The sequence below is a fragment of the Martinezella tropici genome, from assembly GCF_003287875.1.
Lineage (GTDB): Bacteria > Pseudomonadota > Alphaproteobacteria > Rhizobiales > Rhizobiaceae > Rhizobium > Rhizobium tropici_C.
The window spans coordinates 258,271-275,581 of the sequence record NZ_QMKK01000042.1 but is presented as its reverse complement, the minus strand read 5'-3'; the positions used below and the strand labels follow the sequence as shown (position 1 = coordinate 275,581).

The following is a 17,311-nucleotide window of genomic DNA, read 5'->3' as shown; positions in this document are numbered from 1 at the left end:
TCATGATGAACCCGATGGATCTCAGCAGTCGGACGTTTCTGATCACGGGTGCCGCCCGCGGCATCGGCAGCGCGACTTCCCTTTATCTCGCCTCGCTCGGCGCAACCATCGTGGCCGCCGATCGCGATGGTGCGGTCGAAAACACGCGCGACGCCGTTCGGGCGGCGGGAGGAAAGGCCGAGGCCGTCACGTTCAACGTTGCCGACAAGAGTTCGGTTGAGGCTGTGGCGGCGAAGGTCGGTGAGCGTTTCGGCCCTCTCGACGGTATCTTCGCCAATGCCGGCATGTCGTATGAACGCCCGGCGCTGGAGCACAGTGAGGCGGACTGGCGCACGGTCATGTCCGTCAATCTCGACGGCGTCTTTTGGACGGTACAGGCTTTCGCGCGCTCGATGGTGTCGGCCGGACGTGGTTCGGTGGTGATGACGGCGTCGATTGCCGGCGTCAAAGCCGTGCGGCCGGAGCTACATGTCGGCTACGATGTTTCGAAGGCTGGCGTCGCTCACATGTGCCGGGTTCTGGCGGCTGAATGGGCGCGCTCAGGCGTACGTGTCAACTCGGTCGGCCCAGGATACACCGATACCGTGATGTTGGCCGAGGTTGGCCGCACGCAGCCTGCCGTCATGCAGAAGTGGCTTGATGACACGCCGGTCAATCGTCTGATCAAACCCGAAGAGATTGCTGCAACCGTGGCCTTCCTGCTCTCCGATGCGGCGAGCGGCATCACTGGCCAGCTGCTGATGGTCGATGGCGGCTACTCTATCGCTTGAATTCGAAAGGAATAATCGATGTTTTATGCAGTTCATTGCCTCGATCACGAAGGCGCTGTCGAAAAGCGGCTTGCCAATTACGATGCCCACAAGGCTTATCTTTCGGCCGGCAAGACCAAGACCGTCATTTCCGGCCCACTGCTCGCCGATGATAACGAAACCATGATCGGCTCTCTCTTCGTCTTCGAAGCCGACACCAAGGAAGAGATCGTCGCCTTCAATAAGGCCGATCCCTTTACCAAGGCCGGTGTCTGGAAGTCCGTCAACATCCATCCCTTCAGCAAGCGGGTCGACAATCGATGACGGAGATCGAGAAAAAGCCGGTCGTGGCGGCGCTCGTTGGCCTCGGCTGGTGGGGTCGCAAGATGGCGAGCCTCGTCAATGCTGGCGGCGCGAAGATGCACTTCGTGCGCGCGGTCGATCCCAGCCCTGACGCGGCCGCCTTTGCCGCCCAGATGGGTCTGCAATATTCGCCCGTCATGGATGAGGCTCTGGCCGATCCGACCATCGAAGCGGTCGTGCTCGCGACACCACATTCGCTGCATCGGGAGCAGATCGCCCGTGTTGTTGCCGCTGGCAAGCATGTCTTTTGCGAAAAACCTCTCGATCTGACCCGAGTTGGTGCCGAAACCTCCGTTGCGCTTTGCCGCAAGGCTGGGCTTGTTCTTGGCATGGGCCATGAGCGTCGTTTCGAGCCGCCGATCGCCGAGATCCTGGAGGCAGCCAAATCGGGAAAGCTCGGCCGGCTACTACAGATCGAGGCGAATTTCAGCCACGACAAGTTCCTCGGTCTCGACGCGTCGAACTGGCGGCTGAAGGCTGATCAGGCACCTGCCGGCGGCATGACCGCAACTGGCATCCATCTGACCGACCTTGCCGTCAAACTGATGGGCCCCGCAAAGGACGTCCGCGTCGTTTGCGAAAACCTCGCTTCAAATATTCCGCAGGGCGATACGATGAGCGCCCATATCCGCTTTGCCGATGGTGGTTCAGCTTATATCTCGGCGACACTTGTCACACCCTTCATCTCGCGTTTCGCCATCTTCGGTACGGACGGCTGGATCGAAGTGCGCGACAAGGCGCATGTCGAAGCACCCGACGGCTGGATCATCACAGAGGGTTGGAAGAATAAGCCGATCACGGTGCGTGAGGTGTCGCCGGCCGAGCCGGTCCGCGACAATCTCAGGGCTTTTGCTAAGGCTGTTCGCGGCGAGGCGGATTATCCGATCACCGGCGAGGAGATGATCAACAATATTGCATTGCTCGAAGCCATCGTGCGCTCGTCGAAGAGCGGCGCGCTTGTTGAGGTCTAGGAGGATGACGTGAAAGCTCTGGTTTTCGAGGCACCCGAAAAGCCTGTTATCGCCGATGTCGGCATGCCCGACCTTTCGCCGAACGAGGTTCTGGTTCGCACCAAGGCCGTCGGCATCTGCCACTCCGACTATGAGCTCCTGGCCGGGCGCTACATCATTCCGATTTCCTATCCCGTGACCCCGGGTCACGAATGGAGCGGGGAGATCGTCGAGGTCGGACGCAACGTCAAGGGCTTCAAGAGGGGGGACCGGGTTGTGGGCGAATGCGTCGTGAGGACGCCGGAGCGGCTGCACCATTTCGGCTTCTCCATGAGCGGCGCCGACCGCGAGTTCTTCGCCGTCAATCCGGAATGGCTGCACAAACTGCCCGATGCCGTGGATGACAAGAAGGCGGCGCTGATCGAGCCTTTTACCTGCGGCTTCTATGCGGTGCTGCGTTCCGGCGGCACCAATGCCAGCGATACCGTCGTAGTCTCGGGCGGCGGCACCATTGGCCTGGTCTCGGCCGCGGCGGCGATCGGTATGGGTGCCCGCGTCATCGTTGTCGATCCGCTGGCCTCGCGCCGTGAGGTGGCAAAGCGCCTCGGTGCCGACGAGGCGATCAATCCGACCGATGGTGGCGCTGCCGAAAAGATCCGCGAACTGACGAACGGGCACGGTGCCGATCTTGTCATCGAGGCCTCTGGCCACGATGCGTCGCTTGCTGCGGCCTTCGACTACGCCCGTGAGGAAGGTCGCATGTCAATGGTGGGCATCAATATCGGCCGCAAGGTGCCAGTCACGATCGGCCAGATTCAGATGAAGAACCTAACCGTGCGCGGCTGTATTGGTTCGCCGGGCGTCTGGCCCGCCGCCATTCGCTTCCTGGAACGCACGGGCATCAATCTGTCGCCGATCCAGACGCATGACTTTGCCCTGACGGAGGCAGTCCAGGCCTTCGCCTTCGGGCAGGATCCGACCAAGAGTATCAAGATCACCCTGTTGAACGGTTGAAACATGAGCAAGCATGCCCTGATTGTTGGCGCGACCGGCATTACCGGAAGCAACCTCGCTGAACTCCTGTTGGCCTCGGATGACTGGAGCGTGTCGGGCCTGTCCCGATCCGTCAGCCCTGTTGCCGGCGTACAAACGCTTCAGTGCGATCTCGTCGATCCGGTTTCCGTCCGCGGCGCGCTGATTGGCTTGCGGCCGACCCACGTCTTCATCACCGCTTGGTCGCGCCAGGAGACGGAAGCGGAAAACTGCAAGGTGAACGGAGCAATCGTCCGCAATGTGCTCGACGGATTGCAAGGCGGGAGCGTCAAACATGTCGCGCTGACGACCGGGACCAAGCACTATCTCGGTCCGTTCGAAACCTACGCGAAGACGCAACCGGAAACACCGTTTCGCGAAGAGCAGGCCCGTCTGCCGGGCGACAACTTCTACTACGTCCAGGAAGACGAGGTTTTCGCCGCCGCCGCCCGCGATGGGTTTACGTGGTCCATCCACCGGCCGCATACGCTAATCGGCTATGCCATCGGAAACGCGATGAATATGGCGGCAACACTCGCCGTCTACGCATCGATCTGCAAGGAGACGGATAGACCCTTTATCTTCCCGGGATCGCCGCAGCAATGGCAGGCGGCGACGGATGTCACCGATGCACGCCTGCTTGCCCGGCATCTTCGATGGGCCGCAACCACGAAGGATGCCGCCAATCTCGCCTTCAATGTCGTCAACGGCGAGGTTTTCCGGTGGAAATGGCTCTGGCCTCGGATCGCCGCCTATTTCGGCATTGAGGCGGCACCCTATTCAGGTGCGCCAGATCCGCTGGAAATCCAAATGGCAGGCGCGGACGAGCTCTGGAACGGGATGGTAAGAAAATACAAATTGCAGCCCAACGCGCTGTCACGCGTCGCGTCCTTCTGGCACTCGGACGCAGATCTCGGACGTCAGGTCGAAACTTTCAACGACATGGGCCGTAGCCGCAAACTCGGCTTTCTGGATTACCAGGACACGACCCAGTCCTTCACCGACGCTTTCGACCGCCTGCGCGCGGATCGCATCATACCTTGATTAAGGAGGATCGCATGGGTGCCGACCTCACCACACCGGCTGCGCGGGCCGCATATTTCACCGAAGAAAACTCGATCGACACCGTCAACGCCCGCATGGCCAAGACCGTCGATCCGCGGCTTGCCGAGATCATGGCGTCTCTCGTCAAGCATCTCCATAATTTCGCGCGCGAGACCGAACTCACGCAGGAGGAATGGGAAATCGGCATCGATTTCCTGACGCGAACCGGGCAGATCTGCACGCAGGAGCGGCAGGAGTTCATCCTGCTCTCGGACACGCTCGGTCTTTCCATGCTGGTCGACGCCATCAACAACAGGCGGCCGCAAGGGGCGACCGAAAACACCGTCTTCGGTCCTTTCCATGTCGAGGGTTGCCCCGTTCGCCAGATGGGCGATCGGATCTGCCTGGATGGCAAGGGCGAGAGCTGTCTCTTCATCGGGCGCGTGCTCGACCTCGACGGCAATCCTGTCGCCGGGGCGAGGATCGATGTCTGGTCCGACAATGCCGAGGGCTACTACGACGTTCAGCAGCCCGATATCCAGCCGAAATGGAACAATCGCGGCGTGTTCGTGACTGCTGAAGACGGACGCTACAGCTTCATCGGCATCAAGCCGGTGTCCTATCCCATCCCCGACGACGGGCCGGTCGGAAAGATGCTGGCAAGCCTCGGCCGCCATCCGTTTCGCCCGGCGCATATGCATTACATGGTGCGTGCAGAGGGCTTCCAGAAGTTAGTGACGCACACCTTCGTCGGCGGTGATCCCTATCTGGAATCGGACACGGTATTCGGCGTCAAGAAGACACTTGTCGCGCCATTCACGCGGGTCGAAGGCGATGAAACGCTCTGGCGATCCGATTATGATTTCGTTCTCGCAAGACCAGATCAGACGCGTTAGGAGCCCGCATTGGAAGATTTCGTCTATAGTGGAAATCCCGGCCGCGTCGTCTTTGGCAGCGGTACGGTTGTGCGCCTCCCCGAGGAAGCAGACCGGCTGAAGGCAAAGCGAATTCTCGTGCTCTCGACGCCCGAGCAGGCCGGGCAGGCTACCAACATTGCCGGACATCTGGGCTCGCGCGTCGTCGGAACCTATTCGAAAGCGCAGATGCACACTCCCGTGGAAGTGACTGCCGATGCTATGCGGTGGATCGAGGATTGCTCGGCCGATGCCGTGCTTTCGGTCGGAGGCGGCTCAACCACCGGACTTGGAAAAGCGATCGCATTTCGCACCGACCTGCCTCAGATCGTCGTGCCGACGACCTATGCGGGATCGGAAGCAACGCCGATCCTGGGGGAAACTGAAGGTGGTCGCAAGGTCACCAAGTCTGATCCGCGCATTCTTCCCGAAGTCGTCATATATGACGTGGATCTGACCCTGACCCTGCCGGTCGCGCTGTCGGTGACCAGCGGCATAAACGCTGTCGCGCACGCCGTGGAAGCGCTCTATGCCAGGGAAGCGAACCCGATCATCTCGTTGATGGCCGAACAGGGAATATCGGCGGTCACTCGTTCGCTGCCGCTTATTCACGCCGATCCTGGTAACCGCAGCGCGCGCTCCGATGCACTCTACGGGGCATGGCTCTGCGGCGTCTGCCTTGGCTCGGTCGGCATGGCGCTGCATCACAAGCTTTGCCATACGCTGGGCGGAATGTTCAATCTGCCCCATGCCTCGTTGCACACCGCAGTTCTTCCGCATGCTGTCGCCTACAACGCGCCGGCTGCGCCAGCGGCCATGAAACGTCTGTCGCGGGCCATGGCCGTTGATGATCCGGCTACAGGTCTTTTTGATCTTGCGAAGCGGCTTGGGGCGACGATGTCGCTGAAGGGTCTCGGAATGCTCGATGGCAATGTCGAGAGCGCTGTCGAACAGGCACTGGCCAGCGCTTACTGGAATCCACGCGAGCTTGAGAAGCCCGCGTTGATCGCATTGCTTGATCGTGCATTCCACGGAGAGGCACCCTTGGGAGCGCGATCTGAGCTACCCTGGCGCTGAAGGACGGGAGCGTGGAAGGGTGGAATAGCGGACGTCCAAAATGGATAAATCCTCTGTTTCCTTTGTTCTCAGTCCGCGTACCATCATCGCTGCGATATTTACAAGTCGCCGGCCGCTCGAGGGGAGCGAATAGAGAGTTTGGTGAGGAGTCTGAGACGATGCTTGCAGTTCGTGTTGCAATATCCAACCCCGACAAGGCGGATGCGCGCGAACTTCATCTCGAAGATCACAAACGTCATCTTCGCTCAGGAGGTATCCGCGTGGTTCAATCAGGACCGATTTTGGACGGCGCCGGGAAGGGAAGCGGCGGTGTCGTCATTGCCGAGGTTGCCTCGCTGGACGATATGCGCCGGTTCAGTTCGGAAGATCCGTTCGTGCGCCATGGCGTCTATTCGACCGTCAGTATTTACGAGTGGCGCCCGACGATAGGCGGCAACGCCTGACGCGGCGGCGACTGAGTTTCGATGCCCGGCCAGTTTTCGAAGGAGGAGAGAAAATGAGAGCGGTACGCTTAATCAATTGGGATAAGGTCCGAGACTGGCTCGCGCAGGCTGGATGCGCCTGCAGCGGTTATTATGCCGAGTATGAGGCTTTGCGTCCGAAACCACATCCGCACTTCCTCCCCGACAAAAATTTGAGCCACTCTTCGTTACAGGTCGTCCGGACGATCAAGGGGCGCGAGCTCTAGCGTTACGCCGGAATTCATCTTTGTTGACTTTCTACCCGCGGTGCGTGCCGTCGCGGAACGGGGAGTTCTGCCGTGAACAATGCGGAAAGACGCTTCGATGACGAACATCACTTCCATCGCTCCTAATCGGCGGATCAAGGAGCCTTTCATGGCGATACCGCTGGCGCGAAGCTTCCTGACAGTCACGCTCTCGACTTTGCTTCTTCTTGTGCTTTGCGGTGTTTTCGCGCCGTCCAGTCTGTCATCCGGCGCCCTCTCTGGAAGCCTACCTTTCGCCGCGATCATCGCGATCGTCGGTCTTGGGCAGTTGCTTGTGGTGCAGCAGGGTGGCTTCGATCTTTCCCTCCCAGGGGCCGTGTCTCTTGCTGTGGTGATCGCCACGCACTACCCGCAGCAAGACGACGCGTTGCTTTACCAAGCCGTGCTGCTCTCGCTTAGCATTGCGCTCGTTGCCGGCCTGCTTAATGGCATTCTTGTCAGCCTTTTGCGGCTGAATGCCATCATCGCTACGATCGGAACGAACGCACTGCTTTACGGTGCCGTATTTGCCGTATCCGGTGGCGTTCCGTCCATCACGACGAACCTGCTGGCCACGATCGCCGGAGGCCAGATGTTCGGGCTCCCCAACTCCGTCGGCTTCGCGGTTGTCGCCATGGTAGTCGTCTCGTTCACACTCAAGAAGACGGTCGCAGGCCGCAGGTTCGAAGCGATCGGCGCCAATCCGCTGGCATGCCAGGCGGCCGGCCTGCGGGTGCGCGCTCACCAGATGATGGCCTATGTGTGGGCGCAAGTGCTCTACTGTCTGGCCGGAACGCTGATCGCCGGCATTACGCGAGAGCCGACGGCCTTCCAGGGCGACAGCCTGCTGTTGCCGTCCGTAGCCGTCGTTGTTCTTGGCGGCACATCGCTGCTCGGCGGCAGGGGCTTCCCGATCTCGACCGTCATAGCGGCCTTTTTCCTGAACCAACTGAGCCAATTCGCACTCACAGTCGGTGTGCCGTTTTCGGCTCAAACCATTATCCAGGCGCTCGCCTTGGGTTTTGGTATCGGTGTTTACTCGTTCCATTGGACGATGAACGCAAGACCATCGACTGGGGCAAAAAAAGTGGAGGAGAAACAATGAAATACCATTCTACAGTCAAGCAATTGGCACTGGCCGCGGCTTTTGGCGTGACGGCTTTCGCCAGCGCGGATTTCGCCAGGGCGGAAACACCATCCTGGTGCGGGCCGAAGAAGGCGACGCTGGCACTGCTCGACGGTTACGGTGGCAACAGCTGGCGTCAGGTGACAACCGCTTCAGGCAAGCAGACCGTCGAGCTGTGCCCAAGCATAACCAAGTACGAATATGCGGACGGTCAGGGCGATACGCAGAAATCGATCTCGGACATCAAGAGTATGGCCGCCAAGGGCGTCGATGCGCTGGTCGTCTTCGGCGATGCCGGACCGGCCGTTCTGCCGGCGCTGACTAGCGTCTACAAGTCGGGCAAGGTCGTCGTTCCCTATCGCGTCGCCGTCGGCGGCAAGGACGGCCAGAATTATTCGAAGTTCGTCGGCGCCTCGTTCGAAAGCGATGGCGAGACCTGGGGCAAGTGGATCAAGTCGATCCTGCCCAAGGGTGGAAACCTGCTGTTTCTCAGCGGACCGGCCGGCAACAGCCAGGGCCTCGACGAGCTGAAGGGCCTCAAAAAGGAGCTGGGCGACGAGTACGTCTTCGTCAACCAGGCTCCCTTCGCCGTCACCAATTGGGATCCGGCCCTGACCCAGAAGGTGCTGACCGCCGAAATCGCCAAGAACCCGAAGATCGACGTGATCATTTCCGATTTTGGTCCGTCGATGGTCGGGGCGTTGCCGCTGTTCACGAAACAGGGGAAATCAATCCCGGCGATCGCGACCTCCGATGGCAATTCGCTTGGCTGCTTCTACGAGGCCAACAAGGCCGGCAACCCTGATTTCAAGCTGTTCACCGTTGCCACCGGCAACGACAACGTTCGTCTTGCTGTCCAGTGGGCGGTGGCATTGGCAACCGATGGCAAGCCGCCGGCGGACGCAACATTCAAGGCCCCGGCCTTCGAAGATTCCGTCGCCGGTGGTGCCAGCGCCGTGAAGTGCCGCCAGGATCTGCCCGGCGCGATCTATCTCTCGTCCGAGCTGCCGCCTGAAGACCAGGCCAAGGCCGTTACGAAGTAACCGCAATTTTTCATCGATCTGCCCGGGCCTTGCACCCGGGCAGAGAAACCTCAGTCGGAATTCACGTCATGGCCGCAGCAGACATCCACTCCCATACGCCCTTCCTGTCGGCCGAAGACGACGTCACCGTCCGGCTCGATGGTATCTCCAAGTATTTTGCCGGCATTCCGGCGCTTCGCGATGTCAGTGTCGAATTCCGGCCCGGCGAAGTGCATGCCATTCTCGGCGAAAACGGTGCCGGCAAATCGACCCTGATGAACATCATCTCCGGCACGCTGCAGCCGAGCGTGGGTGAGATCACCTTCGAGGGCGTTGCTGTCAAGCAGATGACCCCGGAGGTCGCTGCGTCGCTCGGGATCGGTATCTGTTTCCAGCATCCCGCCATTCTCGACGATCTTTCGATCGAGGAAAATCTGCTCGTGGCACTCACCGCTTCGGACGCGTCAGGTCGGCGATCGCCCGATGCGCTGCAGCAGATGCTTCAAACGGTCGGCCTCGATCTGCCGCTGCGTATGCGCGCAGGTGAAATGACTGTTGCCGAGAAACATCTGCTGGAGATCGGCAAGGCCTTCGCCGTTAAGCCGCGCTTGCTGATCCTGGACGAGCCCACGGCTTCCCTCGACCAGGAGGCCAGCGAACTGTTGTTCGATCTCGTGCGCCAGGCAGCGGCGGAGGGAACAGCCGTCGTCTACATCACCCACCGCCTTGCCGAACTCAGGCAGATTGCACAGCGGGTAACCGTGCTGCGCGACGGAAAAATTCGCGGCAGTGCGCTGGTCGGCGAGATCAGCGACGCCGAGCTTGTCGGCATGATCGTCGGGCGTACGCTTGCGGCGGCTTTCCCGCCGAAAGCGTCGGGCAAGAGCGGGGAGATTGCGCTTTCGGTCACCGGTCTCAGCTGTGAAGGCGTCGATGGTGTCTCGTTCCAGGTGCCACGGGGGCAGATCATCGGGGTGGCAGGCGTTGCCGGCAACGGCCAGGCCGTTCTGATGCGAGCCCTGGCGGGACTGGATATCTCGCGCGGATCGATCAACCTGCGCGGACGCAACCTCGGCCATACGGAGCTTCTCGACGAGGCTGCCTTCATGCCATCGGACCGGCTCCGGGAAGGCGTGGCGAAAGGCCTTACCGTGCGGGAGAACGCCACCTTCTCGACGCTCGAGAAATTTGCGACCGGCGGGATCATGAGCCGGAAGCGCGAGCAGGAGAAAGTCAGCGCGATCTTCGCCGAACTCGCCGTCAAGGCGCCCAGCATGGAGGCTCCGATCCTGTCGCTGTCGGGCGGCAATCAGCAGAAGATCGTCATGTCGCGGGCGATGCTGTCGGATCCGGGCCTGGTTATCGCGGACGAGCCGACACAGGGGGTCGATGTCGGGGCCCGCTTCGAGATCTACCGCATCCTGCGGGACCTGTGCGAGGCGGGCACGCCGGTCGTCGTCAATTCCTCCGATGCCGTCGAGCTCGAAGGGCTCTGCGACAAGGTCATTGTCATGTCGCGCGGCCACGTGGTCGCGACGCTCGAAGGCGAGGACGTCACCGAGGAGAAGATCGTCGCCGCCGCGGTCAACGCCGAAACGCACGATGTCCAGCCCGGCGCTGCCAAGGCTTCCGGCCATACCAAAGGGTTCAGGCATTTCCTGCAATCAGACAACGTGCCGGTCATTCCACTGGCGCTGGTGGCGATCGTCCTCGGGCTTTACGTCAACGGACAGAACGACAACTTCCTGTCGGTCTACAACATCTACAACATATTCCTGCTGGCGGCGGCGCTCGGGTTCATCGCGCTCGGGCAGACGATCGCGCTGCTGATGGGCGGTATCGATCTCTCGGTCGGGCCGCTGGCCGGCTTCCTGGTGGTTGTCGCATCATTCTTCCTGACAGACGACATGTCGGCTTCCATGATGGCTCTCGGGTTCCTCCTGATGCTGGCCGGGGCGGTCGCGGTGGGCGGTGTCAACGGGCTGCTAATACGCTTTGCGAATTTCACGCCGATCGCGGCGACGCTGGCCATGTATATCGCCATCCAGGGGTTCAGCTTTCTGCTGCGCGAAAATCCGGACGGATACATCAGCTATGCGATTACCGACTGGATCAACTGGCAATGGGGGCCGTTCCCCGTCGCATTCCTCGTGCTCCTGGCTGTGACGCTCGCGGGCGAGTATGTTCTGCGCAGATCGAGATCGGGGTGGCGGTTGCGCGCCGTCGGATCGAACGAGGAATCGGCCCGCCGCGTGGGCATTCGCGTCGATCTGACATTCATCTCAGGGTACGTGGCGTGCTCGGTGTTGACCTGCCTCGGTGCAGTCATGCTGATGGCCCAGATCGGCGTCGGCGATCCCCGCCAGGGCATCAATTACACGCTATCCAGCATCACCGCCGTGGTCCTCGGCGGAACCAGCCTGGCAGGCGGGCGCGGGACTTTCATCGGCACCGTTCTCGGCGCCATTCTGCTGACCGAAGTGCTGAGCGCCGTCACCTTCCTGAGCCTGTCGCAGACCTATCAGTATTTCTTTCAGGGCATCCTGATCGTCATTGCAGCACTGATTTACGCTGCGGTTCGCGGCCGCCGTGCCGCCCGCCATTGAGAGACACAAAACGCAATCTCCGCTTCCACGCGCTCGGCGTCCTGCTGATTGCGGTGTGGGTGTGGCGACGACTTTCCAAACAGGAGGAGAGAACATGACAAACAAGGTCCATGGCATGCACCATATCGGTCTGACGGTGCCTGATATCGAAGAGGGGATTGCCTTTTTCAAAGCCGTTTTCGGTGCGGTCGAGGTTTTCCGGACTGGCCCTTTCAACGTTGATCAGGACTTCATGTCGAAGAAGATCGGTGCTGCTCCGCACTCCACGATACGCGACCTCGTGTTTCTCCGCTGCGGCGAGGGCACGAGTGTTGAGCTGTTCGAATATAGCGGTGAAGAGATGTCCCCGCCGAAGCGGCCGTCTGAGGTCGGAGGCGCACATATCTGCTTCGAAGTCGAGGATGTCCATGCATCGGTCGAACGGCTGCGCGCCCAGGGCGTCGATCTCCTCGACGGTCCGAACCTGATCACCGCGGGGCCGCTGGCCGGTTTCGACTGGATCTACCTGCGTGCCCCATGGGGACTCCTGCTCGAGGTCGCGAGCTTTGACAAGCTGGGCTACGAGGACGGCTCGCCGACGAAACTCTGGCGGGCGAAGACGGCTTGAGCGAAAGGCGCCGGTCCGACACGGACTGCGCGACCACGGAAGGCGACTTCAGCCTGTCTTCCATTTCTTCCGATGGTCGTCCCGCGTCGTGATCCGATCGGTGGATCGGACATGTAGTGGCAAGGCTGCGACAGCCCGAATGCGGCAGATAAACGGTGTCGTCGACGCCGCCCGTCTGGTGCATTCCGGCTGCCAAAAATTTCGTAATAGCGCAATGACTTCAATATTTTAAGTTGTCCGATCTGGATAATTCTGTTGTTTTCGAGTCGCTGACATTCTCTACACTGATCGTCGTCAACAGCCCTGGAGGGGGCTATCGAGGAGGATCTGAATTTGCGTGACATCGGAAATCTCGAAATCAACCGCCGCAAACTGCTGCAGCTCGCGGGTGCGGCCGCTGCCGTTTCTCTTGCAAGCCCGCTGGTGCTTCGCAAGACCGCTCGCGCGTCCGATCAGCAGATCACGGTTCTCAACACGTTCCCGACACTGGCCAACGAATACTGGCAGGGATGGGATGCCGGGGCCAAGCGTGCGGCCGAACAGCTCGGCATCAAATACATGTCGCAGACCTTCGACGATTCCGTCGACAAGCAGATCGCCCAGATTGAGCAGGCGCCGTCTCTCGGTGTGAATGCCGTCGTCACCTTTGCTCAAAATGCCGAGGTGATAAAGGCGCTTTGCGCCACTGCATCCCAGGTCGGCGTGAAAATCGCCAATGCGCATTCCACGGCAGCATGGCTTGCGCCAAGCGATCCGACGTTCAAGGACGCCTACATGCTCTACAGCCAGCCGGACAACATCCGCGGCATTGCGGCGATGGCGCAGGCGCTGTTCGACAAGATCGGCAACAAGGGCAAGGTGCTCTATGCTGCCGGCATGCCCGGTAATTTTTCGGCCGATACGCGTGCGGCGGGCGTCAAGCTCGCCCTGAAAAACAACCCTAATATCGATCTCGTTGCCGAACAGCCTGCCGGCGAAAATCGCGTGGCCGCACGCCCGGTGGTCGAAAATCTTCTGACGGCGCATCCGGATGTGGCGGCGATCATTTCCTACAATGACGATACGGCGATCGCGGTCCTGGATGTTTTGCGAGAGCGCGGATTGAGCGGTCAGATCCTGACCGCGGGCAACGATGCCACTCGGGAGATGCTGACGCGGATGAAAGACGATCCGAGCGCGCTCGGCACGGTCTCGATCAACGCGCCATTCATGACGGGATATTCTGTTGTCACCCTGTTCGATGCGCTCAATGGCGTCACATACGATCCGCTGGAACGGATGCGCTACTTCGATTCCCTCTTCCTCGATTCCCCGGATGCTGCCGCGAAGTATCTTTCACTGATGGACAGCAGTGGCGGTTTTGCGTTCGATTTCAAATCGATGTCGCGCCATCTGAACGGCGACAACTGGAAGATCCAGTGGGGCATGGAAGTGATCGATCCGTCGCAGTTCTGGAGCGGCATCGATTCGATGCAATCCTTGAAGCCAGCGAACTGGGCGCTACCGGAAGACGTCGCCACCTCGCTGAAGGCGGGCAATATCGAGAAGCTGAACAAGATGTTCAAGGACCATGCTGCAGCAGGTCCGCTCTCGGAAGTCGCTCAGAACACAAAAGCCGGCAAGACAGTTCTCGGCTTCTAACAACCGCCGACAACACGATAGCGCATTCCGGCCGACGAGGCCGGAATGCGGCTACGTATCATCGCGGTCAAGCGGACGGCAAAGCATTTATGACTGTACATCTCGAACTTCGGTCGATCACCAAGCGCTATCCCGGCGTCAATGCCCTGCAGGGCGTCAGCTTCATGGTCGAGCACGGTCGCACCCTCGGTCTCGTCGGCGAGAATGGTGCAGGCAAGAGCACATTGCTCGACATCATCAGCGGTGTTCAAAGCCCAGATGACGGGGATCTCCTCCTGCATGACATGCCGTGGGCGTTCCATGGTCCGGCGGCTGCTACGAGAGCCGGCATATTCCGTGTGCACCAGGAACAGGCGCTGATCCTCGTCTATCCGATCTATCAGAACCTCTTTCTGGGGCTGGAAAAACATTTCACCCGCAATGGCGTCATCGGCTTTTCCCGGATGCGGGCCCATGCGGGGCGGATTTTCGATGAGCTGGGCATTTCACTCGATCCGCGCCTCATCACCGGCACGCTGAATTTTGGCACGCGGCAGCTGGTGGAAATCGCCCGCGTCGTCGCGCAGTCCGAGATCCTCAAGATCGAGCGCCCGCTCATCCTTCTCGACGAACCGACAGCCTCCTTGTCCGGCCCGGAGCTGCAGCTTTTCTACCGTATCGTTTCGCTTCTCAAGACACGGTTCAACGCCTCGATCATCTTCATCTCTCACAGGCTCGATGAGGTGCTCCACCTCTGCGATCAGATCCTCGTGCTCAAGGATGGCCAGGTCATCGATGCCGATGTCACCGAGCCGACCGAGACTCGGCTGCACAGCTTGATGGTCGGCCGCGAACGACCTACCGATTTCTATGCCACCAACAGGCAGCGGACCGCCTTCGGGCCGCCGGTGCTCGAGGTAACGGGGCTTGGCTCAGGCGCATTTTCGGATGTTGCGCTCTCCGTGCGCGAAGGCGAGATCGTCGGTATCGGCGGCTTGGTGCAATCCGGCAAGACAGAGCTGGGCCGGGCGATACTCGGGGTCGAAGCCGGACGAGGCGACATCAGGATCCTCGGCAAGGATGTCTCGGCACTCCCGGCGTCGGGCCGGATCGACCTGGGCATCGGCTATGTCCCGCTTCACAGGCATCGCGACGGCGTGATGCTCGGCCGCTCCATTCGCGACAATATCGTCTTGCCGTCGCTGCGGCGATTTACCAGGTCCGGCTTCTTTTCCGTCTCTCAAGCCAGAGCCTTCGCGGATGAGCGCATGGCCGAACTCAAGGTCAAGGCCCCGGATAGCGATACGCTCGTCGGCTCGCTCAGCGGTGGGAACCAGCAGAAAGTGGTGCTTGCAAAATGGCTTGCGCGAAATCCGGCGCTGATGGTCATCGACAACCCCACCCGCGGCGTCGATGCCGGTGCGAAGGAGGAGATCTACCGGCTGCTGCGCGACATCACGCACACCGGATGCGCGGTGCTTCTGATCTCGGATGATCTCGTCGAGCTGATCGAGCTGTCCAACACGATCTACTTCATGGCGAATGGCAAGCTATCGGAACCAGTCGCTGCCGATCCTCACAGCAAGCCAAAGGAACAAGACGTCATCTCGATGATGTTCTGACGGGATGCAACTAAGGAAATACGATGTCTAAATTCGGTGCCGTCGGCAAATTGACGCCATTCCTGGCCGCGTTTGCGCTCATCATCTTCTTTTCGTTCATGCACGACGCGTTTCTGACGTGGCCGAACATCTGGAATATCGTCCGGCAGTCATCGGTCCTTCTGGTTGCCGCGATGGGCATCACGTTCGTCATCCTGATCGGGTCGATCGACCTTTCCGTGGGCTCCATCATGACGCTGTCGGCGATCTGTGCCGTCACACTGGTCCCGACGATGGGCGAGGCAGGCATTGTCGTCGGGCTTCTCGTCGGTGCCCTTTGCGGCGCAATCAATGGTGCCCTGAACGCCGTTCTCAAACTTCCCAGCTTTCTCGTCACCCTCGGCACGCTGTTCATATTCCAGAGCCTCGGGCTCATCATATCGGGCGGCCGCCCGTTGCCCTGGAATACACCGGTCTCCAGCATGCTGGCCGGCGGCGTGGCTTTCGGCTCGTTTCCGAAGATCGGTCTTTGGGCAGTGGGCGTGCTGGTGATCTGTACGCTGGTCGCCCGCTTTACCCGCTTCGGCCAATACATGTATGCCATCGGCGACAACGAGCGCACGACCAGGATGTCTGGGATTAACACGACCAGGATGAAGATCCTTGTCTTTGTCGTGGCGGGCCTTATTTCCGGGCTGGCCGGCATCCTCCTCGGTATCAGGACCTTCTCGGCTTCGCCCGGCATGGGCGATCCGTTCCTGCTCGATACGATCGCGGCGGTCGTCCTCGGCGGGACCCTTCTGACTGGCGGCGTCGGCGGCCCGTTGCAGACTGTTCTCGGCGTCCTGACGATCGTAATCCTTGCAAACGGCATGACCCTGCTGCAGGTCGACCCCTTCTATCAGGTCGGTATCCGCGGTGCTGTCGTCATCCTTGCGGTGCTTGTCACGACGCGACGCGGGCGGCTCGACGAAATTGTCAAATAGCGCAACTTAAAACTCTTGCACTGGTAACGCCTTCCAATTCCTTGTTGATTCATTTGATCTCGTGAACGTAACGGTGGTTCGCTGTCGTTGATCGATGGGTTGACGCCAAGACGGGCGTGGCTGACTGATCATATGCGATCTCGTCGATCATGAGGATCGGCGCGGGGAGGCTGAGTTCCAACCACTTCGCATCGTCGTCCCCCGCAAGATCGGCCGAAATCTGTTCCCGAACAGCGGAGATCCTGATGCCGTAGCGGTCCAGAAGGTGAAGATAGAAGAGCGGTGGTATCTCGTCCTTGTCATGAGTGAAGTCCGGCAGCCTTGCTTCGGCTAGCACCAACGTTTCGTGCATGACCGGTTTGCCATCGACGTTTCGGACACGATGAAACCGGATCACGTTATCATCGGGACGAATCTGCAGCTTCGCTGCGTCCTGTGCGCCAGCGGCCCCGCGCTCTAGCGACGTCACCTTCGTCACGGAGTGCTGAAGCGATCCGTCCAGCCCATGCAGGCGAAAATACTGAAAGAAGAACCGCAGGCTGTGGGCCGGCGTTCGGCCTGTGACCACGGTTCCAGTTTTACGTCGCCGGCTGAGCAAACCTTCGTTTGTCAGATCAGTCAGGGCGCGGCGGATGGTGCCGACAGCCACACCATACTGTTGCGACAAGGCGATCTCACTCGGCAGGACCATGCCCGCTTCCCACTGACCCAGCATGATCGCTTCGGTGAACTGCCGCTTCACGACCTCGTACAGCGGGACGGAGAGCTCGGACATCTTCGAGCCTGTTATAAAATTGGGCGCGTCGGCCAATGAGTTGCCTCTTCTTTGGAGTTGACACATCTCGGAGAGCTGCGCAGTATTACTATATAGTTTATATTAATGCGCAAGCCGAGGAGCTGCGCCGGAG

16 protein-coding genes are annotated in these 17,311 nt (G+C 60.3%); 15 read left to right on the top strand and 1 reads right to left on the bottom strand.

The features are described 5' to 3' along the window. The first annotated feature begins 2 nt into the window (after positions 1 to 2). The 15 genes from DQ393_RS17700 (at position 3) to DQ393_RS17625 (ending at position 16,403) form a co-directional block, all read left to right on the top strand. Positions 3 to 770, top strand: coding sequence for an SDR family NAD(P)-dependent oxidoreductase (locus DQ393_RS17700; RefSeq protein ID WP_112343045.1), 768 nt, complete (start codon positions 3 to 5; stop codon positions 768 to 770). Between the two features lie 18 nt (positions 771 to 788). Beyond that, entirely contained in the window at positions 789 to 1,073 is a 285-nt protein-coding gene (locus tag DQ393_RS17695; RefSeq protein WP_112343044.1) for a YciI family protein, read from the top strand. After that, positions 1,070 to 2,083: a Gfo/Idh/MocA family protein gene (locus DQ393_RS17690; RefSeq protein ID WP_112343043.1), complete on the top strand. Its 1,014-nt coding sequence runs from the start codon at positions 1,070 to 1,072 to the stop codon at positions 2,081 to 2,083. The genes DQ393_RS17695 and DQ393_RS17690 overlap by 4 nt, the downstream gene beginning before the upstream one ends. A gap of 9 nt (positions 2,084 to 2,092) precedes the next feature. Beyond that, positions 2,093 to 3,076, top strand: coding sequence for a zinc-dependent alcohol dehydrogenase (locus tag DQ393_RS17685; protein WP_112343042.1), 984 nt, complete (start codon positions 2,093 to 2,095; stop codon positions 3,074 to 3,076). A 3-nt stretch (positions 3,077 to 3,079) separates the two neighbouring features. Further along, complete coding sequence (locus DQ393_RS17680; RefSeq protein ID WP_112343041.1) at positions 3,080 to 4,138, top strand: SDR family oxidoreductase; 1,059 nt, start codon at positions 3,080 to 3,082, stop codon at positions 4,136 to 4,138. Between the two features lie 14 nt (positions 4,139 to 4,152). After that, a complete protein-coding gene (locus DQ393_RS17675; RefSeq protein WP_112343040.1) occupies positions 4,153 to 5,034 on the top strand; it encodes an intradiol ring-cleavage dioxygenase in 882 nt (293 codons plus the stop codon). A gap of 9 nt (positions 5,035 to 5,043) precedes the next feature. Further along, positions 5,044 to 6,129 (top strand): maleylacetate reductase, encoded by a 1,086-nt coding sequence (locus tag DQ393_RS17670; RefSeq protein ID WP_112343039.1) that lies wholly within the window; start codon positions 5,044 to 5,046, stop codon positions 6,127 to 6,129. Between the two features lie 158 nt (positions 6,130 to 6,287). Continuing rightward, on the top strand, positions 6,288 to 6,572 hold the full coding sequence (locus DQ393_RS17665; RefSeq protein WP_069613520.1) for a YciI family protein: 285 nt from the start codon (positions 6,288 to 6,290) through the stop codon (positions 6,570 to 6,572). A 342-nt stretch (positions 6,573 to 6,914) separates the two neighbouring features. Next, positions 6,915 to 7,940, top strand: a complete 1,026-nt coding sequence (locus DQ393_RS17655) for an ABC transporter permease (RefSeq protein ID WP_210209427.1) — start codon at positions 6,915 to 6,917, stop codon at positions 7,938 to 7,940. Further along, the gene (locus DQ393_RS17650) at positions 7,937 to 9,004 is read left to right on the top strand and encodes a substrate-binding domain-containing protein (protein WP_112343037.1); all 1,068 of its coding nucleotides are present in this window, start codon (positions 7,937 to 7,939) and stop codon (positions 9,002 to 9,004) included. Before DQ393_RS17655 ends, DQ393_RS17650 begins: the two co-directional genes overlap by 4 nt. A gap of 68 nt (positions 9,005 to 9,072) precedes the next feature. Beyond that, positions 9,073 to 11,589 carry an ATP-binding cassette domain-containing protein gene (locus DQ393_RS17645; protein WP_112343036.1) on the top strand — a complete coding sequence of 839 codons (2,517 nt, stop codon included), beginning with the start codon at positions 9,073 to 9,075 and terminating at the stop codon, positions 11,587 to 11,589. Positions 11,590 to 11,683: 94 nt separating this feature from the next. Further along, positions 11,684 to 12,196, top strand: a complete 513-nt coding sequence (locus tag DQ393_RS17640) for a VOC family protein (RefSeq protein WP_112343035.1) — start codon at positions 11,684 to 11,686, stop codon at positions 12,194 to 12,196. A 333-nt stretch (positions 12,197 to 12,529) separates the two neighbouring features. Then, positions 12,530 to 13,837 carry a sugar ABC transporter substrate-binding protein gene (locus DQ393_RS17635; protein WP_181592380.1) on the top strand — a complete coding sequence of 436 codons (1,308 nt, stop codon included), beginning with the start codon at positions 12,530 to 12,532 and terminating at the stop codon, positions 13,835 to 13,837. An 89-nt stretch (positions 13,838 to 13,926) separates the two neighbouring features. Then, complete coding sequence (locus DQ393_RS17630) at positions 13,927 to 15,438, top strand: sugar ABC transporter ATP-binding protein (RefSeq protein ID WP_112343033.1); 1,512 nt, start codon at positions 13,927 to 13,929, stop codon at positions 15,436 to 15,438. A 23-nt stretch (positions 15,439 to 15,461) separates the two neighbouring features. Further along, positions 15,462 to 16,403, top strand: coding sequence for an ABC transporter permease (locus DQ393_RS17625; RefSeq protein ID WP_112343032.1), 942 nt, complete (start codon positions 15,462 to 15,464; stop codon positions 16,401 to 16,403). A 49-nt stretch (positions 16,404 to 16,452) separates the two neighbouring features. On the opposite strand, the gene DQ393_RS17620 is transcribed toward DQ393_RS17625, so the two are convergent. Then, positions 16,453 to 17,214: a GntR family transcriptional regulator gene (locus tag DQ393_RS17620; protein WP_245430392.1), complete on the bottom strand. Its 762-nt coding sequence runs from the start codon at positions 17,212 to 17,214 to the stop codon at positions 16,453 to 16,455. Between the last annotated feature and the right edge of the window lie 97 nt (positions 17,215 to 17,311).